This window comes from Campylobacter sp. IFREMER_LSEM_CL2127 (genome assembly GCF_025771745.1).
In the GTDB taxonomy this organism is placed as follows: domain Bacteria; phylum Campylobacterota; class Campylobacteria; order Campylobacterales; family Campylobacteraceae; genus Campylobacter_D.
Window position 1 is genome coordinate 54,652 of record NZ_JAKMQV010000003.1, and the last position, 24,640, is coordinate 79,291.

30 protein-coding genes are annotated in these 24,640 nt (G+C 30.9%); 5 read left to right on the forward strand and 25 right to left on the reverse strand.

The window, feature by feature from the left end; all coding sequences use genetic code 11:
* The 18 genes from hisC to L8V77_RS03535 form a co-directional block, all read right to left on the reverse strand.
* Positions 1–1,092 (reverse strand): histidinol-phosphate transaminase, encoded by a 1,092-nt coding sequence (gene hisC / locus L8V77_RS03450; protein WP_263706707.1) that lies wholly within the window; start codon positions 1,090–1,092, stop codon positions 1–3.
* Positions 1,082–2,155 carry a prephenate dehydratase gene (gene pheA, locus L8V77_RS03455; RefSeq protein ID WP_263706709.1) on the reverse strand — a complete coding sequence of 358 codons (1,074 nt, stop codon included), beginning with the start codon at positions 2,153–2,155 and terminating at the stop codon, positions 1,082–1,084. Before pheA ends, hisC begins: the two co-directional genes overlap by 11 nt.
* Positions 2,152–2,913: an HAD-IIA family hydrolase gene (locus L8V77_RS03460; RefSeq protein WP_263706710.1), complete on the reverse strand. Its 762-nt coding sequence runs from the start codon at positions 2,911–2,913 to the stop codon at positions 2,152–2,154. The genes pheA and L8V77_RS03460 overlap by 4 nt, the downstream gene beginning before the upstream one ends.
* A 1-nt stretch (position 2,914) precedes the next feature.
* A complete protein-coding gene (lysA, locus tag L8V77_RS03465; RefSeq protein WP_263706712.1) occupies positions 2,915–4,120 on the reverse strand; it encodes a diaminopimelate decarboxylase in 1,206 nt (401 codons plus the stop codon).
* A 17-nt stretch (positions 4,121–4,137) separates the two neighbouring features.
* On the reverse strand, positions 4,138–5,199 hold the full coding sequence (locus tag L8V77_RS03470) for an LptF/LptG family permease (RefSeq protein ID WP_263706714.1): 1,062 nt from the start codon (positions 5,197–5,199) through the stop codon (positions 4,138–4,140).
* 3 nt (positions 5,200–5,202) lie between these two features.
* Positions 5,203–5,742 carry an aminoacyl-tRNA hydrolase gene (gene pth / locus L8V77_RS03475; protein WP_263663917.1) on the reverse strand — a complete coding sequence of 180 codons (540 nt, stop codon included), beginning with the start codon at positions 5,740–5,742 and terminating at the stop codon, positions 5,203–5,205.
* A gap of 1 nt (position 5,743) precedes the next feature.
* Entirely contained in the window at positions 5,744–6,280 is a 537-nt protein-coding gene (locus L8V77_RS03480; protein WP_133319540.1) for a 50S ribosomal protein L25/general stress protein Ctc, read from the reverse strand.
* 46 nt (positions 6,281–6,326) lie between these two features.
* Entirely contained in the window at positions 6,327–7,298 is a 972-nt protein-coding gene (locus tag L8V77_RS03485) for a transaldolase (RefSeq protein WP_263706716.1), read from the reverse strand.
* On the reverse strand, positions 7,295–7,921 hold the full coding sequence (gene serB, locus L8V77_RS03490; protein WP_263706718.1) for a phosphoserine phosphatase SerB: 627 nt from the start codon (positions 7,919–7,921) through the stop codon (positions 7,295–7,297). Before serB ends, L8V77_RS03485 begins: the two co-directional genes overlap by 4 nt.
* Entirely contained in the window at positions 7,921–8,439 is a 519-nt protein-coding gene (locus L8V77_RS03495) for a chemotaxis protein CheW (protein ID WP_039668837.1), read from the reverse strand. Before L8V77_RS03495 ends, serB begins: the two co-directional genes overlap by 1 nt.
* A 4-nt stretch (positions 8,440–8,443) precedes the next feature.
* Positions 8,444–10,750 (reverse strand): chemotaxis protein CheW, encoded by a 2,307-nt coding sequence (locus L8V77_RS03500; protein WP_263663914.1) that lies wholly within the window; start codon positions 10,748–10,750, stop codon positions 8,444–8,446.
* 2 nt (positions 10,751–10,752) lie between these two features.
* Positions 10,753–11,706 carry a chemotaxis protein gene (locus L8V77_RS03505; RefSeq protein ID WP_263663913.1) on the reverse strand — a complete coding sequence of 318 codons (954 nt, stop codon included), beginning with the start codon at positions 11,704–11,706 and terminating at the stop codon, positions 10,753–10,755.
* Positions 11,706–12,434 carry a UDP-2,3-diacylglucosamine diphosphatase gene (locus L8V77_RS03510; protein WP_412175132.1) on the reverse strand — a complete coding sequence of 243 codons (729 nt, stop codon included), beginning with the start codon at positions 12,432–12,434 and terminating at the stop codon, positions 11,706–11,708. Before L8V77_RS03510 ends, L8V77_RS03505 begins: the two co-directional genes overlap by 1 nt.
* 3 nt (positions 12,435–12,437) lie before the next feature.
* Positions 12,438–12,923 (reverse strand): transcription elongation factor GreA, encoded by a 486-nt coding sequence (gene greA, locus L8V77_RS03515; protein WP_039619215.1) that lies wholly within the window; start codon positions 12,921–12,923, stop codon positions 12,438–12,440.
* A gap of 9 nt (positions 12,924–12,932) precedes the next feature.
* Positions 12,933–14,030 (reverse strand): lipid-A-disaccharide synthase, encoded by a 1,098-nt coding sequence (gene lpxB, locus L8V77_RS03520; protein WP_263706719.1) that lies wholly within the window; start codon positions 14,028–14,030, stop codon positions 12,933–12,935.
* A 78-nt stretch (positions 14,031–14,108) separates the two neighbouring features.
* Positions 14,109–14,681 (reverse strand): cytolethal distending toxin subunit A, encoded by a 573-nt coding sequence (locus tag L8V77_RS03525; protein ID WP_263706720.1) that lies wholly within the window; start codon positions 14,679–14,681, stop codon positions 14,109–14,111.
* Positions 14,682–14,690: 9 nt separating this feature from the next.
* Positions 14,691–15,494 (reverse strand): cytolethal distending toxin subunit B family protein, encoded by an 804-nt coding sequence (locus L8V77_RS03530; protein ID WP_263706721.1) that lies wholly within the window; start codon positions 15,492–15,494, stop codon positions 14,691–14,693.
* A gap of 2 nt (positions 15,495–15,496) precedes the next feature.
* Positions 15,497–16,306: an RICIN domain-containing protein gene (locus L8V77_RS03535; protein ID WP_263663908.1), complete on the reverse strand. Its 810-nt coding sequence runs from the start codon at positions 16,304–16,306 to the stop codon at positions 15,497–15,499.
* Positions 16,307–16,440: 134 nt separating this feature from the next.
* Here L8V77_RS03535 and surE point away from each other — a divergent pair, with 134 nt between their 5' ends.
* From surE to blaOXA, 4 genes are read left to right on the forward strand one after another with little or no spacing between them, the layout of a single operon-like run.
* Entirely contained in the window at positions 16,441–17,214 is a 774-nt protein-coding gene (gene surE / locus L8V77_RS03540) for a 5'/3'-nucleotidase SurE (RefSeq protein ID WP_263706724.1), read from the forward strand.
* Positions 17,207–17,860, forward strand: a complete 654-nt coding sequence (locus L8V77_RS03545) for a ThiF family adenylyltransferase (protein ID WP_263706727.1) — start codon at positions 17,207–17,209, stop codon at positions 17,858–17,860. Before surE ends, L8V77_RS03545 begins: the two co-directional genes overlap by 8 nt.
* Entirely contained in the window at positions 17,844–18,293 is a 450-nt protein-coding gene (locus tag L8V77_RS03550) for a GNAT family N-acetyltransferase (protein ID WP_263706728.1), read from the forward strand. The genes L8V77_RS03545 and L8V77_RS03550 overlap by 17 nt, the downstream gene beginning before the upstream one ends.
* Positions 18,290–19,057: an OXA-493 family class D beta-lactamase gene (blaOXA, locus tag L8V77_RS03555; RefSeq protein ID WP_263706731.1), complete on the forward strand. Its 768-nt coding sequence runs from the start codon at positions 18,290–18,292 to the stop codon at positions 19,055–19,057. Before L8V77_RS03550 ends, blaOXA begins: the two co-directional genes overlap by 4 nt.
* On the opposite strand, the gene bioC is transcribed toward blaOXA, so the two are convergent.
* The 4 genes from bioC to L8V77_RS03575 are packed head-to-tail and all read right to left on the reverse strand — an operon-like array spanning position 19,031 to position 22,012.
* Complete coding sequence (gene bioC / locus L8V77_RS03560) at positions 19,031–19,729, reverse strand: malonyl-ACP O-methyltransferase BioC (RefSeq protein ID WP_263706733.1); 699 nt, start codon at positions 19,727–19,729, stop codon at positions 19,031–19,033. The two genes, blaOXA and bioC, sit on opposite strands and share 27 nt — an antisense overlap.
* Entirely contained in the window at positions 19,714–20,340 is a 627-nt protein-coding gene (locus tag L8V77_RS03565; protein WP_263706734.1) for a pimeloyl-ACP methyl esterase BioG family protein, read from the reverse strand. Before L8V77_RS03565 ends, bioC begins: the two co-directional genes overlap by 16 nt.
* Positions 20,337–21,461 carry an aminotransferase class I/II-fold pyridoxal phosphate-dependent enzyme gene (locus tag L8V77_RS03570; RefSeq protein ID WP_263706735.1) on the reverse strand — a complete coding sequence of 375 codons (1,125 nt, stop codon included), beginning with the start codon at positions 21,459–21,461 and terminating at the stop codon, positions 20,337–20,339. Before L8V77_RS03570 ends, L8V77_RS03565 begins: the two co-directional genes overlap by 4 nt.
* Positions 21,461–22,012, reverse strand: a complete 552-nt coding sequence (locus L8V77_RS03575; protein WP_263706736.1) for a tetratricopeptide repeat protein — start codon at positions 22,010–22,012, stop codon at positions 21,461–21,463. Before L8V77_RS03575 ends, L8V77_RS03570 begins: the two co-directional genes overlap by 1 nt.
* A gap of 128 nt (positions 22,013–22,140) precedes the next feature.
* Between L8V77_RS03575 and L8V77_RS03580 the strand changes: the two genes are divergently transcribed.
* Positions 22,141–23,409, forward strand: coding sequence for an adenosylmethionine--8-amino-7-oxononanoate transaminase (locus tag L8V77_RS03580; protein ID WP_263706737.1), 1,269 nt, complete (start codon positions 22,141–22,143; stop codon positions 23,407–23,409).
* Here the strand turns inward: L8V77_RS03580 and bioD are convergent.
* The 3 genes from bioD to L8V77_RS03595 are packed head-to-tail and all read right to left on the reverse strand — an operon-like array spanning position 23,383 to position 24,624.
* Positions 23,383–23,955, reverse strand: coding sequence for a dethiobiotin synthase (gene bioD / locus L8V77_RS03585; protein WP_263706738.1), 573 nt, complete (start codon positions 23,953–23,955; stop codon positions 23,383–23,385). The two genes, L8V77_RS03580 and bioD, sit on opposite strands and share 27 nt — an antisense overlap.
* Positions 23,956–23,962: 7 nt before the next feature.
* On the reverse strand, positions 23,963–24,277 hold the full coding sequence (locus L8V77_RS03590) for a DMT family transporter (RefSeq protein ID WP_039619256.1): 315 nt from the start codon (positions 24,275–24,277) through the stop codon (positions 23,963–23,965).
* Positions 24,277–24,624: a DMT family transporter gene (locus L8V77_RS03595; RefSeq protein ID WP_087699708.1), complete on the reverse strand. Its 348-nt coding sequence runs from the start codon at positions 24,622–24,624 to the stop codon at positions 24,277–24,279. Before L8V77_RS03595 ends, L8V77_RS03590 begins: the two co-directional genes overlap by 1 nt.
* Positions 24,625–24,640 lie beyond the last annotated feature (16 nt).

A 24,640-nucleotide genomic window follows, 5' to 3' on the forward strand; every position in this document is an offset into this window, starting at 1 on the left:
CTAAAAATTTTTAGAAAACTCTTCAAAAAACCTTGAATTTTCATACTCTGTACCTATACTTATACGCACAGCATTTAAACCATAACTTTGTAAATTTCTTATTATTATACCGTTTTTAAGCAATTTTTCAGATAAATCTGTGCTATTTTTTTCATCAAAAAAATAAGTAATAAAATTTGTATAGCTTGGAATGTATCGAATTTTATAATTTTTAGCAAAATCTTCATAAAGTTTCATTTGTGAAAAATTATTTTCCAAAGTTTTTTGCACAAACTCATCATCATCTAACACAGCAACAGCAGCTTTTAAACTCAAATTAGTCACATTAAAAGGTGCTCTTAATTTATAAAACGCATTGATAATTTCCTTGCAAGCTATACCATAACCTACTCTCATGCCACCCAAACCATAAAGCTTAGAAAAGGTTCCTAGATATACTGTATTTTGAAATTTATGGATTAATTCCTTAGGATTGATATGTTTTTTGCTATCTTTAAATGAAGCAAATTCATTATAAGCTCCATCAATGGCTACCAAACAATCCTCATCAATTTTTTCTAAAAACTCAAAAACCTCACTTGCGTCTAAACACTCACCTAAAGGATTATTAGGCAAGCATAAAAAAATTACTTTGATTTCATTTTTATGCTTTTGATATAACTCATACAACTCATTTAAATCATGGGTTAAGCTTGGGGTTTTATAAACCTTAACTCCTAGTTGTTTTGCATAAATTTCATACATAGTAAAGCTAACCCCGCATTGCAAATAAGCCTTAGAATGATCAAGTTTTGCATGCACTATATATTCTATGATTTGATCACTCCCACTACCTATGATGAGATTTTCTTTTAAAATATCATATTTTTGTGCTAAAGCTTGTTTTAATTCACTCATAGTATCATCAGGATATAAATGAGCTAAATGTGCATTATTTATAATGGCTTCTTTAGCTTTTTTGCTTGTACCATAAGGATTTTCATTACTCGCTAGTTTAATAACTTCTTTTAAACCATATTCTTTAGCAATTAAATCCATATCCTTGCCACTTTCATAAGTTTTAATAGCTTCTAAAAAAGGATTAAATTTCATTACTTTCTCCTGATAAATACGATCCAAGCCATTTTATATGATCAGCTTTTTTTAATACTCTTTGGACATTTTCATCATCAATATGTCCTTCAAAATCTATATAAAAACTATGTACAAATTCTCTTGTTTTTATAGGGCGTGATTCAAGTTTTGTTAAATTTATCCCCTCTTTTTTAAACTCATATAATAAATCACTAAGCCCACCTGGTTTATGTGCAGTAAGTGCTAAAATAGAAGTTTTACAATGAGGCATTTGAGGTATTTTTATATCACTTAAAATCAAAAACCTAGTGCGATTTGCCAAATTATCCTCAATCGTTTCAAATAATATAGGCACATTATAAAGTTTTGCTGCAATCTTAGAGCAAATCGCAGCTGAAGTAACATCTTGCGAAGCTAAATAAGCTGCATGAGCTGTGGATTTGCTTGCTACAAATTCTACTTCACTTAAATCATGACTTTCTAAAAAATTTCTACATTGATTATAGCCTTGCGGATGAGAATATATGCGTTTAATATCTTTTAAATTTTCACTCATACTTACAAAAGAATGATGAATGTCCATATAAATTTCAGCAAAAATCTTTACATCTTCATATTTTCCAAGACAATCAAGCGTCACACCCACTGCACCTGCTGTATTATTTTCTATAGGCACTACTCCATATTTTGCTTCTTTGTGGGCTAATTCTTTAAAAACATCTTCTATATTTGCAAGTGGGATATAACGACTCATAGCACCAAAACGCGTTCTTGCTACTTGATGAGTATAACTTCCCTCAGGGCCTAAATAAGCTATGCTTTGGGGCATTTCTAAATTTCTTGATACAGCAAAAATTTCTTGGTAAATTGCTTCGATTGCATTTTGATCTAATAAACCATGATTATAATTTTTAAGTCTATTTATAATAGCTCTTTCGCGCTCAGGTCTATAAATACTTCCACCTAAATTTTGCTTAATAACTCCTATATCTTTAACATGAAGCATTCTTTCATTAAGTAAAACCAAAATTTTATCATCGATAGTATCGATTTTATTGCGTAATTTTTCTATCTCTTTCATTTAAACCTCGATATGTAGTAATCCTTAATACTATCATATACAAAATTAAGTTTAGTTGTATCAAGACCTTGAGTGTTAGAAATTTTACCGCTTAAAACTAAGCCTGTTTGCATGCCAAGCTCATAAGCACCAAGCAAATCACCTTTAAAATCGTCACTAATGATTAAAGTCTTTTCAAAACTCACATTACAATCTTGTTGTTTTAATAAATTTAAAGCACTTGCATAAAAAGCCTTACTAGGTTTTCCTATCACCTTATAATCAAACTCGCATGCATTTTTAAGCATAGACATAATACTTCCAACACCTGGATAAAGCCTTGAGTTTTTCTTATAAATACTACTTTCATGCATTGCTATAGCTTGCACACCATTTTTAAGATACTCTATCATACTAGCAAAATCTTGAAATTTAAAATTATCATAACTTGCTAGTAAAAATGCTTTTGGGTTTTTATAATCAAGCTCATAACCTAACTCTTGAAGTGAATCTAAAAATTCTTTTGCTCCAAAAGCTGCTATTTTACAAGGTTTTAAATGATCTTTTAAAACACAAAAAGGATCAATATAAACTTTTTCATTAATTTCAAAACCCAAATTTTGCAAATAATTTAAAAAATCTAATTTTTTGGTATTATTGGTAATAATCACATAAGGAATTTTTTCTTTATTTAAAGATTTAATGAGTTCTAAAGCACCATCTATAGGACTTTTATCATGATCTGAAATCAAAGTCCCTTGTACATCTAAAAATAACATTTCAATCCTTTAAAAAATCAAGCTCTAAAGCAATTTGATCCTCATAACTTTCTCTTTTTCTAATCATTCTTACTGTGCCGTTTTCACAAGCTAGCTCACATACTCTATTGCGAGTATTATAATTACTACTCATGCTAAAACCATACGCACCTGCGCTTTTAACTATGATCAAATCTCCTGCTTTTGTCTTAGCTAGTTTTCTATCTTTAGCTAAAAAATCTCCACTCTCACAAACCCCACCAACAATATCACAAAGGCTCTCTTCTTTATTTTCACCCAAAAGCTTAATTTCATGATAAGCACTATATAAACTTGGACGTAATAAATCATTCATCGCCCCATCAACAACCACAAAACGCTTTTTATCATTAAATTTTTCATATAAAACTTTAGTAACAAATTCACCTGCATTTGCTACCAAAAACCTGCCAGGTTCCATACCTATACACACATCAAGACCTTGTAAACTTGCTAAAATTCCTTGAGCATAATCATATAAATTTGGCTCTTGTTCATCTTTATAACAAACCCCTAAACCCCCACCTATATCAAAGAATTTAATATTAATTTTTAAAGCCAAAAGTTCTTTTACTAATTTTGCAACAATCACAGAAGCCTCATGAATACTGCTTATATCAAGAATTTGCGAGCCTATGTGAAAATGCACACCAACTGGCTCTAAAAATTGTGAGTTTTTAGCATAAAGATACATTTTTTTAGCACTTTCTATATCTACGCCAAATTTATTTTCATGCAAACCTGTAGAAATATAAGGATGTGTTTTAGCATCTACATTTGGATTTACTCTTATGCTTATACGAGCTATCTTTTGATTTTCTTTAGCAATTTGTTCTAAAAGAAGCATTTCTTCATAGCTTTCTAAATTTACATAAAGTATGTTTTGCTCTAAAGCATATTTTAACTCATCAGCACTTTTACCTACCCCACTAAAAATAATTTTATAATTTTTAGCCCCTGCTTTTAAAGCTCTATAAATCTCACCCGCACTAACACAATCAAACCCACTATCCAAAGAAGCTAAAAGTTTTAAAACACTTAAATTAGAATTTGCTTTAACTGCATAAAAAATTTGTGACTTTCTTGCTTTAAAAGCATCTTTTAACATTGTAAAACGCTCTTTGATTTTATCAAAATCATAAATATAAAATGGTGTGTTATATTCTTTTGCTAGTTTTAAATAATCCATAAAAACCTCACTTGTAGTTATTTGTGTTTAAAATAATAAAAACTTCCTATACTCATTAAAATAAATACTGGTAGCATTATACCAAGCTCTGGAAGTAAAATTTCATTTTCACTCAATCTTGTTAATAAAAACAACAAACCCCAAACCAAAAGTATGCACACAAAAAATACAAAAGCTAAAAGTGCGAGATTAAAAAATCTTGCTGTTAAAGGGAAATAATAATACACAATAAGCATTAAAAATGGCGCAAAAAATGGTGTAAGAACCAAAGAATACAAGCTTGTTCTAAGTGTATTAGTAGAAATATTTTGTTTTGCAAAAATTGCCATACTTTCTAGCGCGTCTAAAATAGAATAAGAAGGATTACTCTCTACTAAAGAAATTCTTTCTAAAATTTTTGGAGAAAAGTCTTCTAAACCTTTAATATTTTTAAATTCTTCTATACTTAAACCCTCTTTTGAAACAATCAAATTTTGTGGTACATTAGTAGCTTTAGCATCATTTAAATCCCAAGAATCTCCATTAAATTTAGCAGTTTTTGCATGGATTATGCTTTGAATGTCTAAATTTTTTACATCAAAGATTTTTACATTATATAGGGTTTGAGAACTTGTTTTTTGTATATAAATAAATTTATCATTATATTTAATCAAAACTTCCCCACCCTCTCTATCTACAACGCCACGCTTAAGAATATTACTTTTATATTCATCTGCATAAGCAAAAGAGCTAAAATTAAGTCCTATATAAACACAACAAAAAAACATAGCCCATAAAAAAGGATAAAAAATCACTTGATTTTTACTTAAACCCAAAGCATATAAGCTAACAAATTCATTCGAACGTATCATATTAAAAATACATAAAACCAAAGCAAGGACTATAGCTAAAGGTAGTATATAAGAAGCTGCTGAGCATGTTAAGAAAAATATATATAAAAGCTCTAAATTTGCGCTTTTTGGCAGTCTATTGAAATTGAGCAAAAAATCAATCGCTACAAAGAAAAAAGTCAAAGAAAAAAATAAAATAAAAAATGATTTTAAATACAAAGATGAAATATAGCGAAAAAATATACTCATCGTTTAACTTTTTAAAGAATATTTTGAAGCGATTTTTTCTATATCAGAATTTAAAAGCTCAAGTAAGGCTTTTTTGCTATGTTCTAAAACCTTAGTTAAGCTTTCTTGTTCTTCTTGTTTAAATTTCCCCAAAACGTGAGAAATTACATCTTGTCCTTTTCCTACTCCTATGCGTACTCTCTCATAAGCATTACCACAAAGATTATCTATACTTTTAAGTCCATTATGCCCACCACTTGATCCACCTATTTTAAATTTCAAAGCACCTAAATTTAAATCTATATCATCATGGATTACAATAATTCTATCACATTTATAATATTCACTAACAGCTTTTACGCTTTCTCCGGATAAATTCATATAAGTGGAAGGTTTTAAAAAAAGAGTAGAAGAGCTTTTAAAAAGCTCTCCTTTAAATTTAGCATTTGAAAGCTTTGTTGTTTGCAAGTCTTTCAAAATTAAGTCAATTAGCATAAACCCTACATTATGACGGGTTTGGGCGTATTGTTCTCCTATATTACCAAGTCCTACGACTAAGGTCATTTTATCTTGCTTTTTCTACGCCAACTACAGCTACTCTATCAGCATCAACCATAGTTACACCCTCAGGTACAACTACATCGCGGATTAAAAGTGCATCACCAACATCAAGTTTGGTTACATCTAATTCAAAATAATTTGGTAAGTTTTCAGCTGCACATTTTACTTTTAATCTTCTTTTTGATTGGATTAAAACACCTTTATTTTTAAGACCCATAGCTGTTCCTACGATTTTTACAGGAACCATATATTTAGAAATAACACCTTTTTGTGCTACTTTTAAATCTACGTGTTTTAATTCTGCAGTTACAGGATCTTTTTGATAATCAACTACCACAACATTTAATACTTTGTCTGCTACTTTTACATCAAAAGCTAAAGTAGTTTTTTTGCGTACTTCTTTAATAAATTCATTTACTTTAAAAGCAGCATTGATGTTTTCTAATCCTTTTCCGTAGATGTTTGCGATTAGATAACCATCTCTTTTTAAAGCTTTAGCAGCTTTTCTACCGATACTCTCTCTAACGATACCTTCTAACATCTGTTTCCTTTCTAAAAAAATAAACGCTAATTATAGCTAAATAAGTTTATAAAGATTTTAAAATATCTTCATAAGCTATGCAAAATTGCTCCAAACCATCATCAAGCAAATCTTTACAAGCTTTACTTAAAGCATCTTTTGAAATATTTGCATTCAATTTTTTCTCTATACATTCATCTTTTAAAGGCTCTTTAAATACGATTTGCTTACCTTTAAAAGCCTTAATAGCATCTAGTGGTGCAGTATTAATAGCTTTATCATAGAGTAATTCTTTAATATAATAATCTTTTTCTAAATCATCACCCTTAACACCCGTGCTTGCAAACAAGGCTCTAATATTTGCTTCATTTTGTTTAATGATATAATTATAAGCCTTAGTTGCAGTGAGAATTCCTATATAATTTTTATCTAAAACTTGATTATTTAATAATCTATCAAAACGGCTTACAAAAATACTAATAACGGCTTGAGGTTCTTTTTTGGCTGCAATATTATTTTTTCTAAATTCTTTTAAACCCAAATTTAAAGCTTCAAAGCATTTTTTAGTTTGTTCAAAATCAAAAATCAAAGTAGCATTTACACTAATACCATTTTTCATTAATTCTTGCATTACTTCATAAGAAGCTTCTGTAGCAGGAATTTTCATCATCACATTTTCTTTTGCAATTTGCGTGTATAATCTTTTTGCCTCAGCCAAAGATAGGCTAGTATTATCTTTTAATCTTGGGTCAATTTCAATACTAATAAAACCATCATTATTTTCATAATAATTAATAGCTAATTTATCTGCAGCCTTAGCTATATCTTCTATCGCAAGATACTCATATAAGGCTTTTTTATCTTTGAGATTTGATTTTTTGATTTTTTCTTTATAAATAGCCGAGTTTAAAATCGCATTTTTAAAAATAGCAGGATTTGAAGTAGCACCATTGATTGTTCTTGAGTATATTAAATCCAAAAATTCATGATCTAAAAATTCATTTTCTATAAAATCACACCATAGTGAAAATTTTTTCATTGTATTACCTTTATTATTTCTTTTAAATCTTTTTTATCTACACAAATATCTGCATGAGATCTTAAAATTTCTTTGGCACAAAAAGCTATTTTTAATCCACATTCTTTAAACATAGAAATATCATTAGCTCCATCGCCCACACACATAATTTCTTCTGTTTTTAAATTTAAAAATTTCTTAAGTCTTTGTAGTATAATACCTTTTGAGTTGTTAAACATAATTTCTCCACCAACTTTTCCCGTTAAAACACCGTTTTTACTATGCAAAAAGTTAGCAAAACCAAAATCAAAATGAAGTTTATTTTGTATTAAGTCAATTCCCTCATGAAATCCACCGCTAAAAACAATAATTTTTATATTTTTATTTTTTAAATACTCGCATAATTCTTTAGCGCCATTCATCAAAGGTAAATTTTCACAGCACTTTCTTACTTGATCAACTGGCATTCCCTCAAGCAAGGCTACTCTAGCACTTAAGCTTTCAAAAAAATCAAGCTCACCATTCATTGCTTTATCGGTGATACTTTTAACAGCATCACCGACATTATACTCTTGTGCTAAAATATCGATGGTTTCTCCATCCATTAGCGTAGAGTCAAAGTCAAAGGCACAAAGCTTTATCATTAAAACTCACGCTTTAATAAAGCTTCGGCTTTTAATATAGTTAAAATATTTTCTTCTCTTTTACCTATACCAAAAATCATACCTTTTTCTTTTAGTAAAGTTTCAGGTGGCGGATCAATTCTGCTTCTGTGAATTTTGATAGCCTCTGTTAATCTATCTATCACAAAACCCGCATTACCTGCAGGAGTTTGATTTCCATTTGCTACGCCTTTTAAAACAATATATCTAGTTTGAGGTGTCATTTTAGAACTACCTTGATTAAATCTTTTTGCAAGATCTATCAAAGGCATAACATTACCCCTCATATTAAACACACCTAAAACATAATCAGGTACACTTGGAACCCTAGTATATTCTATAGGTTTAATAATTTCTTGAATATTAAGAATAGGAATAGCATATTCCTCATCTCCTACCACAAAACCAACAAGCTGAATAATATCCTCTTCTTTATCCACATCTGGTTCTGCAATTTGCGCTTGTTGTTTTTGCAAAACCTGGCTTAATTTATCATTCATCTTCTTATCCTAGTTTTAAATTTTTTCTAACTACATTTTCTAAGTACTCTGGAGAGTAAGGCTTAGTAATATACTCAGTCATTCCTACTTCCACACCTCTTAGACGGTCTGATTTACTAGTTCTTGAAGTTACCGCAACAAGTGGAAGGTTTTTGTATTTAGAATATTTTCTAATTTCACCTGCTAGGGTATAACCATCCATTCTTGGCATTTCAATATCAATCAGCACTGCATCAATATCATGCTCACCTGATTTAATTGTATTTAATGCCTCAACACCGTTAGTTGCTTCTATAATACTCACACCTAGTGGTTCTAGTGATTTTTGCATGATATTTCTATCCATCTTAGAATCATCCACTATAAGTACTGTATAATCACTTGGTTTTTCTTTCACAACTTTTTTAGCTTGCGCTTCAATTTGTGCTTTAATATCTACTTTGATCTCTTTAGCTATATCCATCATAGCAGCAACATCAATAATCAAAGTAACTCTACCATCGCCACGAATCGTCGCTCCTGCTATACCTTGGATGTTTTGTAAATATTCACCCATAGACTTAATAACGATTTCTTCTTGACCTACTAAAGTATCTACTATAATACCAAGCTTACTTTCTGCTACACCTATAACAACTACATAAGTTTGATCAGTATTTTCAAGCACTTGTTTTACACCAAATACATCTGAAAGTCTTACTAAAGATAAAACCTCATCTCTTAAGCGAAGTACGTTTTTACCTTCAATGGTATAAATATCATCAATTGGCACTCTAACTGTCTCAAGAACACTTGCAAGAGGAATAGCATAAAACTCTTCTTGTGTACCTACAAGCAATGATTGAATAATTGCTAAAGTAAGTGGGATTTTAAGCTTCATCACAGTGCCTTTTCCAAGTTCACTGTCGATTTCAATCACACCATTTAGTTTTTCAATATTAGTTTTAACAACGTCCATTCCAACGCCACGACCTGAAACATTAGTAATTTTAGCAGCAGTTGAAAAACCTGGTTTGAAAATCAATGCAAACGCTTCTTTATCGCTCATTTGATCAGCTTCGCGCTCTGTGATTAAGTTTTTCTCTATAGCTTTTGATTTTAAAGCATCCGCATCAAGCCCTTTACCATCATCAGCAATTTCCACTACAATGTGGTTTCCTTCATTGTATGCTTTAAGATTAACGGTTCCTTTTTCTGGTTTGCCATTAGCTACACGCGTTGCTGGATCTTCTATACCATGATCACACGAGTTTCTAATCATATGCATAATAGGATCGCCAATTTCTTCCACAATAGACTTATCAAGTTCAGTTTCTTCCCCTGAAATTTCAAGCTCCATTTGCTTGCCAAGTTCACGACCCAAATCACGTACAACTCTTGGGAATTTGTTGAAAACTTTTGCAATAGGCTGCATTCTTGTTTTCATAACTGCTAATTGAATATCTGTAGTAACAATGCTAAGTTGCGATACTACTTGGTTTAATTCTTCTAAGAATTTTTCCCCATCATATCTTTCTTCAACATCATCATAAATTTTTAATAAGCGGTTTTTACCAAGAACAAGCTCGCCAATTAAGTTCATCAAATGATCAAGTCTTTTTACTTCAACTCTAATGGTTTGATCCATATTTGCACCACTGCTTCCACCACCTGCTGCAGGAACTTTTTTCTCAGCAGTTGCATTTTGTGCTTGAGCGGCTGGTTTACTTGGAGCTGGATTAGCTTCTTGTGTTTTTTTCTTTTCAGCACGTCTTGCTTGGTCTTCAGCTTTTCTTACTTTTAAAAGTCTTTCAATTTCAGCCTCAACCTCATCATCGCTGAGTTTATTTACATCAACTTCAGGTTCTTCAGCCTTTGGCTCTTCTTTTACTTCTTCTTTTGGCTCTTCAGTTTTAGCCGGTGCAACAGACTCTAAACTTTCACCCTCTGAAATAGCGGTTAATCTTGTACAAATTGGAGCTATATCAAGCCCTATTGCTGTATCATTTCCATTATCTCTAATAGAATTTAATAAGGTTTTCATCATATCAATAGACTCTAAAACCACATCCATTACTTCAGGAGTAATTTTAAGCTCATTGTGTCTTGCTTTATTTAAAACATCTTCCATGTGATGAGTAAGTTTTGTTAAAACATCAAAATTTAAAAAGCTTGACGAACCTTTAACAGTATGTGCGACACGGAAAATTCTATTTAATAGTTCTAAGTCTTCAGGATTTGCTTCTAATTCAACCAAATCATGGTCAATTTGCTCAACTAGTTCAAAGGCTTCAACTAAAAAATCCTCAAGTATTTCTTGAATATCTTCCATTTTTACTCCTCACCTTTTTCATGTTTTTTAATAACACGAGAAATTTCAGCAAAGAAATCACTTGCGTTAAATTTAACCAAATATCCCTCACCACCTGCTTCTTTAACACCTTTATCACTCATAAACTCATTTGATAAAGAAGAGTTAAACACGATAGGAATATTTTTAAATCTCTCATCTTCTCTTACTTTAGCTGCAAAGTGGAAACCATCCATTTGAGGCATTTCAACATCACTTACGATGATTTTTAGATGTTTATTTAAATCATCACCATATGCCCCATATAACTCTTGAAGTTTTTGTAAACCTTCAACCCCATCTTTTGCTTCTACAACTTTTAAGCCGATTTTATTAAGTAAATCTTTAACAAGTTTTCTTGCAGTAGAACTATCATCAAGTGCTAAAGCTATACCCTCGATTTTTTGAATCTTATCATCTTCAATATCAGTTTGTGGAGTATAAATTCCAAGCTCTTGCACTATACTTTCTAAATCTAGGATAAGTAAAACCTCATCACCCTCGATTCTAGTTACACCTGTTATTTTGCTTTTATCCAAACTACCTGCACTTGTAGCAAAATTAGCTGGCTCGATATTTTTCCAATTAATTCTACGAATTCTTTTTGCCTCATGTACGATAAAACCGATTAATACATTACTAAATTCAGTAATGATAACTCTAGGTTTTATATTTGTCATTTCTGGCTCTTGAATTTGCATCCATTTAGCTAGATTAATCACAGGAATCACCACACCACGAAGATCAAAAATACCTTCAACATACTCAGGCACCCCTGGAATTTCAGTCAAAAAAGGAATTTTTATGATTTCTCTAACCTTAGAAACATTTACACCATAAATTCCCTCATAGACTTTATCTTGGCCTTGCTTAAAGATGCGAAAATCAACAAGCTCCATTTCATTTGAACCTGTTTTAACGACATTCTCATCAAACATTATGCCTCCTTAAGTTCTATTTTGTGAAATCTGATTTCTGGTTCATATTTTACTACAAAAAAACTTTCCTTGTATGCAAAAGTAGGTAAATTTAAATATTTTGTATCCTCAAATTCTAAAAATACATCTTGATGATAATGTCCTTCTATTATAAATTTTACATTGTAGTGTTTTATACGCTCTTTTACTAAAGTAGCAAATTGAGGAATTTTTCTAATAAGTTGTTTTTTATTTTGATTTTTTAAAATTTTTTGAGTAATTTTTTCTTTACTAGTAACATTTAAAAAATTTAAAAAAAGTAGTAAATAATGATTTCTCAAACTTTTTAAGCAAAATTGCAAAAAAGGTTTTAAAAAAATATCCCCATGGGCTAATTCTACTAAGGTTTTATCTTGAAATTCGCAAAGCAAAGGTTGTTGTTTTATACTAAAAACCTTCACTTTTTTAAAAAATTTAGCCAAATTAAAATCGTGATTACCTTCTAAATAAATGACTTCAATCTCATCAGCAAGCTCTTCAAGTAAGTTTATATAAGCTTTTGCAAAATCATGCGTGGCTTTTACCTCATAAATTAAAAGATCAAAAATATCACCCATTAAAAAAAGCTGTGGAGTTTGAATTTTTTTATCTTTTAAGGCTTGTAAAAAATCCCAAAAACCACGCCTATTTTCATTTTCATGCGCATCAGCGATAAAAATAGCATTTTCTTTTATAATTATTTTTTGCAAAAATTAAAATTCCAAAGCTTTGTATTCTATAGAAATGATTTCAAATTCACTCTCGCCTTTTGGCAAACGCACTTTAAAATCATCGCCTTCTTTTTTACCAAGCATTGCTTTTGCAATAGGCGAACTAATGGAAATATAACCTTTTTCTAAATTTCCCTCATTTACCCCTACCAAAGTATAAGTGCTTTGTTTTTCACTTTCTAAATCCTCTACAACAACAGTTGAGCCAAATTTCACACTATCATGCTCATAAGAAGATGGATCGATGATTTGCGCTCTTGAGATCAAATCCCCAAGTTCAGCTATCTTTCCTTCTATAAAAGCTTGTTTTTCTCTAGCTGCGTGATATTCTGCATTTTCTTTTAAATCTCCATGGCTTCTTGCTATGTCTATTTCTTCTACTACTTTTGGACGTTCAACTTTTTTTAAATGCTCTAATTCTTTTTCTAATTTCTCATAGCCGTATTTACTCATAGGTTCTTTTTGCATGATTTATCCTTATTTGATTTCATAAAGTATTTTAGCCAAATTTTTTGCACTTGCAAATTGTAAATATTCTTTTAAAAAACCTACTTTATCAAAAAATGCCTTATAATCGTATTTAAGATAAGCTTGATATAAATTTTCTACATTCACTTGCTCTTGTAAAAATTCAGGATTAAGCTCACTTTTTCCTGCAAAATCTAAAAAAATATTTGCAAGGCCTATGTGTTTGAGTTTTACAAAACATCTTGCGATAAATACATCAATAGCTTTAGCCTTATAAGCAAGCACGAAAGGCGTGCCGACCAAAGCTGCTTCAAGTGTAGCTGTGCCGCTACAAATAAAAGCAAAATCAGCATTTTTAAGCACTTTTGGAGTATTGCTTTTAATTTCAAAATTACCCACATCTCCATAAAGATCTAATCTTTTTAGATTAAACTCAGGCACGCAAAGGATTTTTTTACCTTTAAATTTAGTGCTTAATTCTCTAAAAATAGGCATTAAACGTTTTATTTCACTTTTTCTTGAACCTGGCAAGAAAGCGATTGCTTTTTCATCATCATTTTTTGAAAGTATAGAATTTGTATCTTCTTGATTTTTAAACTCCTTTATCTCATCTAAAAGCGGATGACCTACATAAGTGCTTTTGCTAAAAAACTCACTATCAAAAGGCAAGATAGAAGCTAGCACGTCAAAATGACTTTCTATGATAGGTATGCGACCTTTTTTCCATGCCCAAACTTGAGGTAAGATATAATAAATTCTTTTTACTTTAGAATTTGCTTTTTTTAAAGCCTTTGCAAAAGGTATGTTAAAAGCAGGAGAATCTATACACAAAATCGCATCAATTTTTTGAGTAAGACTTAAATTTACTAGCTCTTTTATAGCTTTTTTGGCTTTTAAAATGAGTGGCAAAACCTCTATAAAACCCATAGCACTAAACTCATGTGAGCTATAAAGTGGCTTGGAGTTTAGACTAAATTCTTTACACAAACTCTCATCATAAATTCCTACTAAATCAAATTCTTTATACTCATTTTTATAAGCTTTTAAAACTTCTTTTAAATGCAAATTTGCTGAAGGCTCTAAGGCACAAACTAAAAAGGTTTTCATTAACCTACCTTATATCAATTTTAAAAGATATTTTAACAAATTTTAACTTAGAGTTTAAACCCGCAAAGCGGGTTTAGTTTAATAAAGCGGAGTTGCTTCAACGATAGCAGGGGCAAAGAAAAATAATTCTTTTAATTCTATAGGTACAGAAGGATTTACGGTACAATCATCTAAACCAAAGCGATTTTCTATAGGCACGCGTGCTTCATAAAAAGTGCTCATACATTTTACCCCGCCATGCGTTAAAGACCTAATTTGCACAGCAGAACTTGTAGTAGGCATGATAGAAAAAACCGTTTGCATTTGTCCATCTTGTAAATCTTGCTTGCAAGATTTTGTTCCAAAAGTTTTTTCATCTAAAACAGCCAAACACACATCAGCACCTCTAGGATTTATAAACTGCACATAACCAAAAGGGCGTTGCACAGCATACCTGTCTTTTTCTTTTAACTCATCGCTAAGTATTATTTCTTTTAAAAACCAATTTTGCTCTTCTAGTATTTCAGAGCTATACCTAAAAGGACTTAGTGAAATTCCTGTTTCTAAAGATCTTATGGCAAACATAGGTGTAAAATCTTCTAATTCATCTAAACTAACCTCAGCTCTTAAAAAACTCAAAACCATAAAAAATAAAATACCAATTTTTTTCATCATTTACTCCTAAGGTCTTCTAAAATTCACAGGAAAATGATCAGAAGCTAAAAAAGTTCTAAGTCCTGCTACAGCTAAAAGAGCAATGATTGGCGGTGGATTATACAAAGAAGCTGTATTGGAATTTCCCGTGATAGCATAGTCAATAATCCTTCCGCTAGTTTGAGTATTAGTATTTGGAGGGATCACACGCGTACGCGCTCTTAAATCTGGATCAAGTAAAGAAACCAAAGATCCTGCTTCTCTATTAAAATCACCCAAAATCATCCAATTAATCTCTGGTCTATTTCTAAAAAAACTATCCACAGCACTCACAATAGCTCCACCATCATTACCTCCACTTGCTAAAGCATGTATGCTAAAAAACGCATCATTTCCTATGCGAATTCCTATAATAGGTCTTGAAGCAACGGTTGGAGGTGGTAAAACAAAAACCTCATCAGCTTGCACTCTACTTACTATAGCCATATTTACACGGTTTGCTCCAACATCAACTCTTGAATAATATATAAAAACAGAATTTGGACGGCTTGATGAGCCTAAATTCCACTCATACTCATGAATTGGAATTCCAACTCCCACAGGTTGAACTTGTCTTGGAGTCATTATAGCTGTGCTTGGTAAAACTCCTGCTTCTTGAACAGCTAATATATCCATAGGATTAGCACCCGTTACAAGCTGTCTTATACTAATATTCCATTTGCTTTCAGTAGAAGCTGATGAGCCTTGTAAATTCCAAGTGCCACTATTATAATTTTCTAAAGCTCCAAATAATAGATTAAAACTAAAAACTAAAAATATTATCTTTCTCATTATTACTCTCCTGTATAAGCATAAGGTGATCTTGTTTGAAAAGCAGGTGCGCTTATACTCCATTGTCTATCTAAATTTTTTTCTTTTGGTTTCAAACAAGGCGTCAAATAAATACTATAATAGTTAAAATAAAATTCCTCCATTACATTTCCAACTGTTGTTTGTATACATTGTTGGGTAGCATAATTTTGAATTTGATAAGCGCCATTACTCATAGGAAAGAGTCTCCAATACTGAGCAAAATTGCTTTGATCACAAGGATAATGCACAATGCCATTTCCATAGGCATTTAAACAAGTTAAAGTTTTTGCATTTTTAATCATTACTTTATTATTTGGAAATTCAATGAGCTGCCAAACTCTTGCATCACCAAAAGGCTTGCTATCAAATAAATTATAACCCCATATCCAATTCCCTGGATTTAATGCCCAAACAGTTAATGCAGCACCATTTGGATTCATAATAGTTACAAAATCACTTGCAATACCTGAATTTTCATACAAAGCGTTTGAAGTAAATTTATTATCCGAAGTTAACCTTGGCAATGGTCCTTTTATGGGATTATCTCCTTTAAAAGTATTTGTAGTAATTACTGGTGGCACAAGCGGTATAGCAGGAAAATGTTTCCCATCTACTAAAGCTGGTGTTTTTTGCTTAGCAGGCGGTGTTGGATTTTTACCTATTTTTAAAGGATCAATATCATTTACACCGCCCAAAGAACGTGCCAAAGGATTAAATTGCTCTTTAGAAGAACATCCGATAAAAAAAGCTACAAATACACTAAATATCATTATGAATTTAATTTTTTGCATTTTTCCTCCTTGAATTAAATTTAAATATATTATCATAATTATAAATAAATTGTAATACAAAACACCATTAATAATTTTTCTTTATTTAAAAAAATATTTTATCACTTATGTTAAAATTTAAAAAAAGGAAAAATATGAAAGAAATTTTAATAACAAACGATGATGGCTACGAAAGTGAAGGTTTAAAAAAACTTATTAAAATGCTAAGAAAGCATTTTAAAGCTAAAATTACCATAGTAGCTCCTGCTAGTGAAAAATCAGCATGCTCGCACTCCATAACACTAACCAAACCTTTAAGATTTCACAAGGTTGGCAAAAGATTTTACAAGCTTGATGATGGCACGCCTGCAGATTGTGTTTATCTTGCTTTGCATGCTTTATACAAAAAGCGTTTACCTGATCTTGTCATAAGTGGGATTAATAAAGGTGCTAATGTAGGCGAGGATATAACTTACTCAGGAACTTGCGCAGGTGCTATGGAAGCTGTGCTTCATGGAATTCCTGCCATTGCTTTATCACAATTTTACAAAGATAGCCAAAAAGAGCTTGATTATAAACTTGCTTTAAAACTTACTAAAAAAATAGTCAAAAATATCTTTGAAAAAGGCTTTCCTTTAAATAAAAAAGAATTTTTAAATATCAACTTTCCTTCTAGCAAAACAGCCTTTCAGGGCTTAAAAATTTGCAAAGCAGGTAAAAGAATTTATAGTTATAAAGCACATTCAAATACAAATCCAAGAGGTGTAGAATACTACTGGCTAGCTGCTGCTAATCTTGATCATGAAAACGAAAAAGATTCAGATATAGCACTTTTAAAACAAGGCTATGCCACAATAACACCTATAATGCTTGATCTAACAGCTTATAATCAAATGAAAAATCTCAAAAAATGGATGAAAAATGGATAGATACACGCGTATAAAATGGCTTGTTAATGAAGAAAATTTTATTAAATTTCAAAATACTAAAGTTTTAGTTTGCGGACTTGGTGGAGTTGGTGGAATTTGCGTTGATGCGCTTTTTAGAAGTGGCTTTAATAATCTAACTTTAATTGATGCGGATAAATTTGAAACTACTAATCAAAACCGCCAACTTCATAGTGAAAATATAGGCGAGGAAAAAGCTAAGGTTTTTGAACGCATTTACAATGCCAAAGGTATAGTTAGTAAAATCGATGATGAGTTTTTGAAAAGTTTTGATTTAAGTGAGTTTGATTTAATCATTGATGCGATTGATGATATACCAGCTAAGGTTGCTTTGGCTAATTTAGTTGATTTAAAAAAGCAAATTTTTATCTCATCGACCGGTGGAGCTAGAAAGCTTGACCCAACGCGTATTAAAACGACAAGCATATTTAAAACACATGGCGATGCTTTAGCTAAAAAATTCCGCTATGAGCTTAGAAAATCAGGCTTTAAAGGAGACTTTGATGTGGTATTTTCAGATGAAGAAGCTCATTGTAAAGATCTTGGCTCATTTATGGGTGTGACAGCCTCTTTTGGACTTGCTTTAGCTTCTTTGGCTTTAAGGAAAGTGCTTGATAAGAAAGCTTGATATAAAAGACTTAGCTTCTTGTATCAAGCTTTTTAAGCAAAGCGTATCCACTCTTTGTAAAAATGATTACACAAAAGAACAAATTCATGCATGGATTAATATAGATCAAAAAGCTTGGGAAGAAAAATTTCAAAATCAACTAGGCTTTGTTTATGAAGAAAAAAGTCAAATCATATCTTTTATAAGTATAAATTTAGAAGAAAAAACACTCGACCTTTGCTTTACTCATGCAAGCTATGCTCATCAAGGTTATGGCAAAGCTTTATTAGAATTTGCTCTTAAAAACTACCCTTATAGTGAAATTTATACTTTTGCTAGTCTTAGTGCTAAAAATTTCTTTTTAAAAGCAGGATTTAAAATCATCAAAGAAAACATTGCTATAAGAGATCAACAAGAATTGAAAAATTTTTTAATGAAAAAGGAAATAAATTGAAAAAATTACTTTTACTTTTTAGTCTTTTTTGCTCTTTTGCTTTGGCAAATGAAAATTTAGAAAATCTTTTTAAAGATTACAATGAAAGTGGGGTTTTTGTAGCTTATGATGGCAAGGATTATTATAGTAATGATTTTACAAAAGCAAACAAACGCATTTTACCTGCCTCTACTTTTAAAATATTCAATGCCCTAATCGCACTGAATGAAGGTATTGTAAAAGATACCAATGAAATTTTTTATCACTACAAAGGTGAAAAGGTATTTTTACCCTCTTGGAAAAATGACGCAAATTTAGCCCTAGCTATGCAAAGATCACAACTACCTGCCTATAAAGAACTAGCTAGAAAAATCGGCTTAGAAAAAATGCAAAAAAACTTAAATAAACTTAATTATGGCAACCAAAAAATAAGTAAAATCGACGAATTTTGGATAGATGATTCTTTACAAATTAGTCTTAAAGAACAAGCAAACTTACTTTTTGAACTAGCAAATCTAAAATTAGATTATCCTAAAAATATACAAAAAGAAGTTATAAATATAATAAAACTTAGTGAAAATGATCATTATGAGTTTTTTGCAAAAACAGGCTGGGGTAAAGAAAAATACGGACAAATCGTAGGTTTTATAAAAGATAAAAAAACTCATCAAATTTATGCTTTTGCTTTATGTATGGATATAAGTGATTTTAACAAGCTTTATCTAAGAGAAGAATTAGCAAAAAAATATCTATCAAATTTAATAAACTTGACACATAAAAAATAAAGGATGGTAAGTCAAGGTATTTTGAAATTCTTTTTCATAGTTTTTTAAAAATGCCTTGCTTATGAAAAATTTTTCACTCAAAGCATTTACCCCGCTTAATTTCAAATGCCTAAAAAGCTCTAAAGTATCATCAAATTTTAGCTCTTTTAACTCCTCTTTTGCCTTTATGATCTTAAATTTTTTAGAAAGTTTTTGTGCAATTTGCTCTAAAGTTAAATATTTAAGTGATAAATTAGTGCTTTGTTTTATTTGAGTAAAATTTTTTTCTCCAAAAGTAGAAAAAAGCAAAATCCCATTTTTATTTAGCATGTTTGCAAGATTTTCTAAAAGCTCATCTATCTTTAGCCACTGCATGCAAGCATTGGAAGTTATAAGATCAAATTTTTTCGTATAAAAATGATGATTTTTAAGCTCATTCATATCAAAAACACCAAATTCATCAAACTTACAAGGATTTTCAAAAGGATAAATATCATTTAAAAAATAATGCTTAAATTTAATACATTCTTGCAAAGCCTTGCTAAAAACCCCTACCCCACAGCCAAATTCAAACACCGCTTCAAAATCTCTAAAATCACTCTCACTAAGCATTTTACAAAGCTCTTTAGCCATTTCTTTTTGCACAGGTGTATTTGCGCTATAAGTGTCTTTTGCTCTTATGAAAGTTTGCAAAGTGCTTCCCAAGTGTGGTATTTAAAAAATGCAAAATGTGGCTCATCGATAAACATTGCCTTTTCTTTGAAAAAATTAAAAGCATGCTTTGGTGGAAAGATCTTATCATCTTTACTGATTATGGCTTTATCCCAAGTGAATTTTTCGTTTAAATCTTTAGTGCAAAACTCATATAAGCTTAGAAGTTCTGCTTTTAAATGCTCGTTTTTTTCAAAATAAAATCCATCACTTAAATTCATTCTTTTTTCAAGCAAATTTACTTTAAAATCTTCCAAAGCAAATCTTTTCATAGTAAGTTTAAAAATGGCTTTTTTAATCCCAAATTCATCATCTATAGGTAAATTTGTGCCATTTATGGCTATTTTTTTATCAAATTTCATATCTTTTAAAATTTTACTCGCCACGCAAACTCCCATAGAAAAGCCAACAAGGGTGATTTTTTCAAATTTATTAAGATTAATTTCCCAACCAAAACTCGTATAATCATACACCATTAAAACATTTACATCACTTTTTAAATGCGCAAAATGGCTAAAATGTGAGCAAAATCCTGAAAAAAATAAAATCAACTCAGATGAATTTGCATTTTCATGTAAAAAATGAGTTTTCAAAGTACCTCCAAAACCTTTTCTAAGTCTTTTTTCACTAGCCCAGCATGCAAAGAAAAGCGAATTCTAGCTGTATTTTTAGCCACAGTTGGCTCTTTAATAGCAGGTGCAAAAATACCATTTTCTAAAAGCTTTTGTGAAATTTCACTAGCTAGTGCATTTTGCCCTAAAATAAAAGATATCACATAAGCCTCGCCTAAAACTGCACCTTTACTTGCTAAAGCATTTTTAAACCAAGTGCTTAATTTTAAAAGTTCTTTTCTTTGAGCGCTAAATTCATGCAAATACTTAAAAACATGCAAAGTCCAAGCTACATTGATGGGTGCAATAGCAGTTGAGTATATAAAGGCCCTTGCTTTGTTGATAAAAAAATCTTTTTCATCACTTATCATACAAGCTCCCATGGAAGCTATGGCTTTACCAAAGGTAAAAACTAAAAAATCCACTTCCTTTTCTAAACCCAAAAATCTCACATAACCCAAACCATCATCATTAAAACAACCTATGCTATGAGCTTCATCAATATAAATTTTGATATTTTTAAACTCTTTTTTCAAATTTATGAATTCTTTTATAGGTGCAAAATCTCCATCCATACTAAATAGCGCTTCACTTACGATGATGATATTTTCAAATTCTTTATAATGCTTTTGTACTAAGCTTTGTAAATGCTTTATATCATTATGTTTAAACCTTATAAATTTAGCCCCGCCAAGCCTTAAACCATCGATGATACTTGCATGTACTTGCTTATCTGCTAAAAATAAAGTATTTTTAATGCTTGCTAAAGCTTGCAAACAGCTAACATTTAAGGCATAGCCATTGTTAAAATGCAAAATTTTTTTGCCTAACTTAGCTTCTAAAAAGCTTTCAAATTCATCAAAAATCGCATAATTTCCACTCAAGCTTCTTGAACTTGAACTAGAAAATTTAAATTCTTTTAAATGCGTTAAAAAATCTTGCTTTAATGCTTTTTCATTGCTTAAATTTAGATAATCATTACTCGCTAAATTTAGCAATTTTTGCTCATTATAAATAACATATTTTCCCTCATGTTTTAATGAGCGTAGAATTCTAAAATTATCTTGTTGTTTTAATGCATCTAAAATTTGTGCAATTTGCATTATTGTTTAAGCCTTGCGTAGTTTTGACAACCCTCATCGCTTTTTAAATCACAAGCCTTGCCAAAATATTCTAAAGCCTTAGAAGTGTCTTTTCTAATACCTCTGCCATTTTCATACATAAAACCAAGACTATTACATCCTTCTTTATAATTCATATCACAAGCTTTTTTATAAAATTCTACGGCTTTAAAATTATTTTTACTAACAACTTGTCCTTTCTCATATATAACCCCAAGGTCAAAACAAGCATGAAAACTATTTAAAGAACAAGCCTTATTATAAAGTTTTTCCGCCATAGAACTACTCATTTTAACACCTTTTCCAGTTTCATATAAAAATGCAAGTTCCCAACATCCATCACCGTCATTTAATTCACAAGCTCTTTTATAAAATTCTGCCGCTTTAGGATAATTCTTATAATGAAGTCGATATATAGCTCCTAGAAAATAACATCCTTTTTTGTTTTCTATACAATCTTTTTCGAGCATATCCTCTTGCGAATATGCAAAATTTAAAAATAAAATCGCTAAGATAATCAAAACTTTTTTCATACTTTACCTCTAAATTTAAGATAAAAGCTAATTATATAAATATTTTCTAAATAATCCTTTTTCATTTTAAAGCATAAATTTGAGTAAAAATTGTAGTATCATTAGTAATAAAAATCAAAGAAGTAAAAATGAATTTAAAAGAACTAGACTTAAAACACATTTGGCATCCTTGCACGCAAATGAGCGATCATGAGTTTTTACCTTTAATACCTATAAAAAAGGCTAAGGGGGTGTATTTGTATGATTTTGATGAAAAATCTTACATAGACTGCATTAGCTCTTGGTGGGTAAATATCTTTGGCCATTGTAATGAATATATCAATGAAAAAATCAAAGATCAACTTCAAAATTTAGAGCATGTCTTGCTTGCTGGTTTTTCACATGAGCCTATCATAAAACTTTCGCAAAGACTTTGTAAGCTTTTACCTTTTGATAAATGCTTTTTTGCAGACAATGGTAGTTCAGCCATAGAAGTGGCTTTAAAAATGAGTTTTCAATACCACTTAAACAATGGCTCTAAAAAGGATAAATTCCTATCACTTAGCAATTCTTACCATGGAGAAACCTTAGGTGCATTAAGCGTTGGCGATGTAGCACTTTATAAAAAAACCTATGAGCCTTTACTTTTAAAAAGTATCACAACGCCTGTGCCAACAAGCAAAGACTATACAAAAGAACTTGAAATTTTAGAAAGTATTTTAAAAAATCATCATCATGAAATTTGTGCTTTTATACTTGAGCCTTTACTTCAATGTGCAGGCAATATGCACATGTATGAGCTTGGGTATTTAGATGAGGCGATTAAACTTGCTAAAAATTATGGCGTGCAAGTGATATTTGATGAAATAGCCACAGGTTTTGGACGCACGGGAGAGATGTTTGCGCTAGATTATTGCTCACAAAGCATTGATTATATATGTCTTTCTAAAGGTATCACGGGTGGGTATTTACCACTTTCAGTGGTGCTTACTAAAGATGAAATTTATGAGAAATTTTATGATAGCTATGAGAGCCAAAAGGCCTTTTTACACTCTCACTCTTACACAGGTAATGCCCTAGCTTGTGCAGCGGCTAATGCGACTTTGGATATTTTTGAAAAAGAAAATATCATCGCAAAAAATAAAATCAAAAGTGCTTTTATAAAAACACAATGGGAGAGTTTAAAAGAATTTGACTTTTTAGGAAATTTTAGAAATTTAGGCATGGTAAGCGCATTTGATATACAAAAAAGCAAATACCAAAGAGCAGGACTTGAAGTCTTTCAAAGAGCCTTAGAAAAAGGCTTACTTTTAAGACCACTTGGAAATACAATTTATTTCATGCCACCATATGTTATAAATGAAGATGAGATTGCTTATGTAGTGCAGTCTTTAAGAGAGATTTTCAAGGATTTTTGAAAGTTTCTCACACACTTTATCATCAAATTCTATGATAGGAATTTTAGCGTAATTGCTTATAAAATCCTTGCTAAAATTATCTTGGGTTTTTAAGATTAAAGCAAGGATTTTAATATCTCTTTGTTTTAGTGCTTCTATACTTAAAAGCGTGTGATTGATACTTCCTAGATAGTCTTTTGCCACTAAAATCGTAGGGTACTTAAACGCACTCATATAATCAATCATCGTTTTTTCATCATCAAAGGGCGAAAAAAGCCCACCAGCTAACTCGATGATGAGTTTGTCACTTTGTGGAATTTGTATATCAAAGGCTTTATAGCTTAAATTTTCTAAAATTCTGCCTTTGTGTGGTGAAGCAGGAGTTTGCAAAAACACGCCTTCTTTGAAAATCTTAGTTTTTGGACTAAACTCAGCTACTACCTCACTATCTTTTGGTGTGCCTGCTTGGATAAGCTTAAAATAATCAAAACCTAATTCCTTGCAAATTCTAGCACTTAGATAAGTTTTGCCAACATCTGTGTCTATACCACTAATGTATATTTTCATTTTAAACCTATGAAAGTATTTTTAAACCCACAGTACAAGCAATGATAAGAGCAATTAAAAAAAGCTTTAAAAAGCTTTTGCTTTCTTTATAAAAAAGCACTCCGATGATAACCCCGCCTGCAGTTCCAGCTCCTGTCCATATAGAATAAGCCACACTCATAGCAATGCTTTGCATACTAAGGCTTAAAAACCCAAACGAAAAACCAAAACACACTATCAAAGCTAAAAGATAAAGCTTATTTTTAGTGCTTACAAGTTGCTTCATGATAATCACACCAAAAATTTCAAAAGCAGTCGCTAAAAACAAAAAGAACCATTCCATTATTTAGCTTCCTTGCTAATGATTTTAAGGCCTATGATACTTAAAAGTAAAATAGCTATTAAAGTAAGCTTGGTGATAGAACTTGGCTCATTGAAAATAAACATCTCATTAAGCACCACCCCAACCGTGCCAATACCTACAAAAACACTATAAGCAATGCTTACTTCAAGTCTTTCACAAGCTTTTAAAAAACATGTAAAAGATATGCAAACCCCAATGGCTGTTAAAGCATAATGCCAAATTTCAGTTGAGTATTTTAACCCACTCACCCAAAAACACTCAACCAAACCACCCAAAATAACCATAAACCAACCAAAATTAGAGCTTATTTTTGTTCTTTCTATCATAATCTACCTTTTTTCA

Bases quoted from the DNA above. Each gene is read 5' to 3' on its own strand.
- hisC (WP_263706707.1), bottom strand. From the start codon at position 1,092: ATGAAATTTAATCCTTTTTTAGAAGCTATTAAAACTTATGAAAGTGGC.
- pheA (WP_263706709.1), bottom strand. From the start codon at position 2,155: ATGAAAGAGATAGAAAAATTACGCAATAAAATCGATACTATCGATGAT.
- L8V77_RS03460 (WP_263706710.1), bottom strand. From the start codon at position 2,913: ATGTTATTTTTAGATGTACAAGGGACTTTGATTTCAGATCATGATAAA.
- lysA (WP_263706712.1), bottom strand. From the start codon at position 4,120: ATGGATTATTTAAAACTAGCAAAAGAATATAACACACCATTTTATATT.
- L8V77_RS03470 (WP_263706714.1), bottom strand. From the start codon at position 5,199: ATGAGTATATTTTTTCGCTATATTTCATCTTTGTATTTAAAATCATTT.
- pth (WP_263663917.1), bottom strand. From the start codon at position 5,742: ATGACCTTAGTCGTAGGACTTGGTAATATAGGAGAACAATACGCCCAA.
- L8V77_RS03480 (WP_133319540.1), bottom strand. From the start codon at position 6,280: ATGTTAGAAGGTATCGTTAGAGAGAGTATCGGTAGAAAAGCTGCTAAA.
- L8V77_RS03485 (WP_263706716.1), bottom strand. From the start codon at position 7,298: ATGAAAAAATTTTCACTATGGTGTGATTTTATAGAAAATGAATTTTTA.
- serB (WP_263706718.1), bottom strand. From the start codon at position 7,921: ATGATAAAGCTTTGTGCCTTTGACTTTGACTCTACGCTAATGGATGGA.
- L8V77_RS03495 (WP_039668837.1), bottom strand. From the start codon at position 8,439: ATGAATGATAAATTAAGCCAGGTTTTGCAAAAACAACAAGCGCAAATT.
- L8V77_RS03500 (WP_263663914.1), bottom strand. From the start codon at position 10,750: ATGGAAGATATTCAAGAAATACTTGAGGATTTTTTAGTTGAAGCCTTT.
- L8V77_RS03505 (WP_263663913.1), bottom strand. From the start codon at position 11,706: ATGTTTGATGAGAATGTCGTTAAAACAGGTTCAAATGAAATGGAGCTT.
- greA (WP_039619215.1), bottom strand. From the start codon at position 12,923: ATGCAAAAAGAACCTATGAGTAAATACGGCTATGAGAAATTAGAAAAA.
- lpxB (WP_263706719.1), bottom strand. From the start codon at position 14,030: ATGAAAACCTTTTTAGTTTGTGCCTTAGAGCCTTCAGCAAATTTGCAT.
- L8V77_RS03525 (WP_263706720.1), bottom strand. From the start codon at position 14,681: ATGAAAAAAATTGGTATTTTATTTTTTATGGTTTTGAGTTTTTTAAGA.
- L8V77_RS03530 (WP_263706721.1), bottom strand. From the start codon at position 15,494: ATGAGAAAGATAATATTTTTAGTTTTTAGTTTTAATCTATTATTTGGA.
- L8V77_RS03535 (WP_263663908.1), bottom strand. From the start codon at position 16,306: ATGCAAAAAATTAAATTCATAATGATATTTAGTGTATTTGTAGCTTTT.
- surE (WP_263706724.1), top strand. From the start codon at position 16,441: ATGAAAGAAATTTTAATAACAAACGATGATGGCTACGAAAGTGAAGGT.
- L8V77_RS03545 (WP_263706727.1), top strand. From the start codon at position 17,207: ATGGATAGATACACGCGTATAAAATGGCTTGTTAATGAAGAAAATTTT.
- L8V77_RS03570 (WP_263706735.1), bottom strand. From the start codon at position 21,461: ATGCAAATTGCACAAATTTTAGATGCATTAAAACAACAAGATAATTTT.
- L8V77_RS03575 (WP_263706736.1), bottom strand. From the start codon at position 22,012: ATGAAAAAAGTTTTGATTATCTTAGCGATTTTATTTTTAAATTTTGCA.
- L8V77_RS03580 (WP_263706737.1), top strand. From the start codon at position 22,141: ATGAATTTAAAAGAACTAGACTTAAAACACATTTGGCATCCTTGCACG.
- bioD (WP_263706738.1), bottom strand. From the start codon at position 23,955: ATGAAAATATACATTAGTGGTATAGACACAGATGTTGGCAAAACTTAT.
- L8V77_RS03590 (WP_039619256.1), bottom strand. From the start codon at position 24,277: ATGGAATGGTTCTTTTTGTTTTTAGCGACTGCTTTTGAAATTTTTGGT.
- L8V77_RS03595 (WP_087699708.1), bottom strand. From the start codon at position 24,624: ATGATAGAAAGAACAAAAATAAGCTCTAATTTTGGTTGGTTTATGGTT.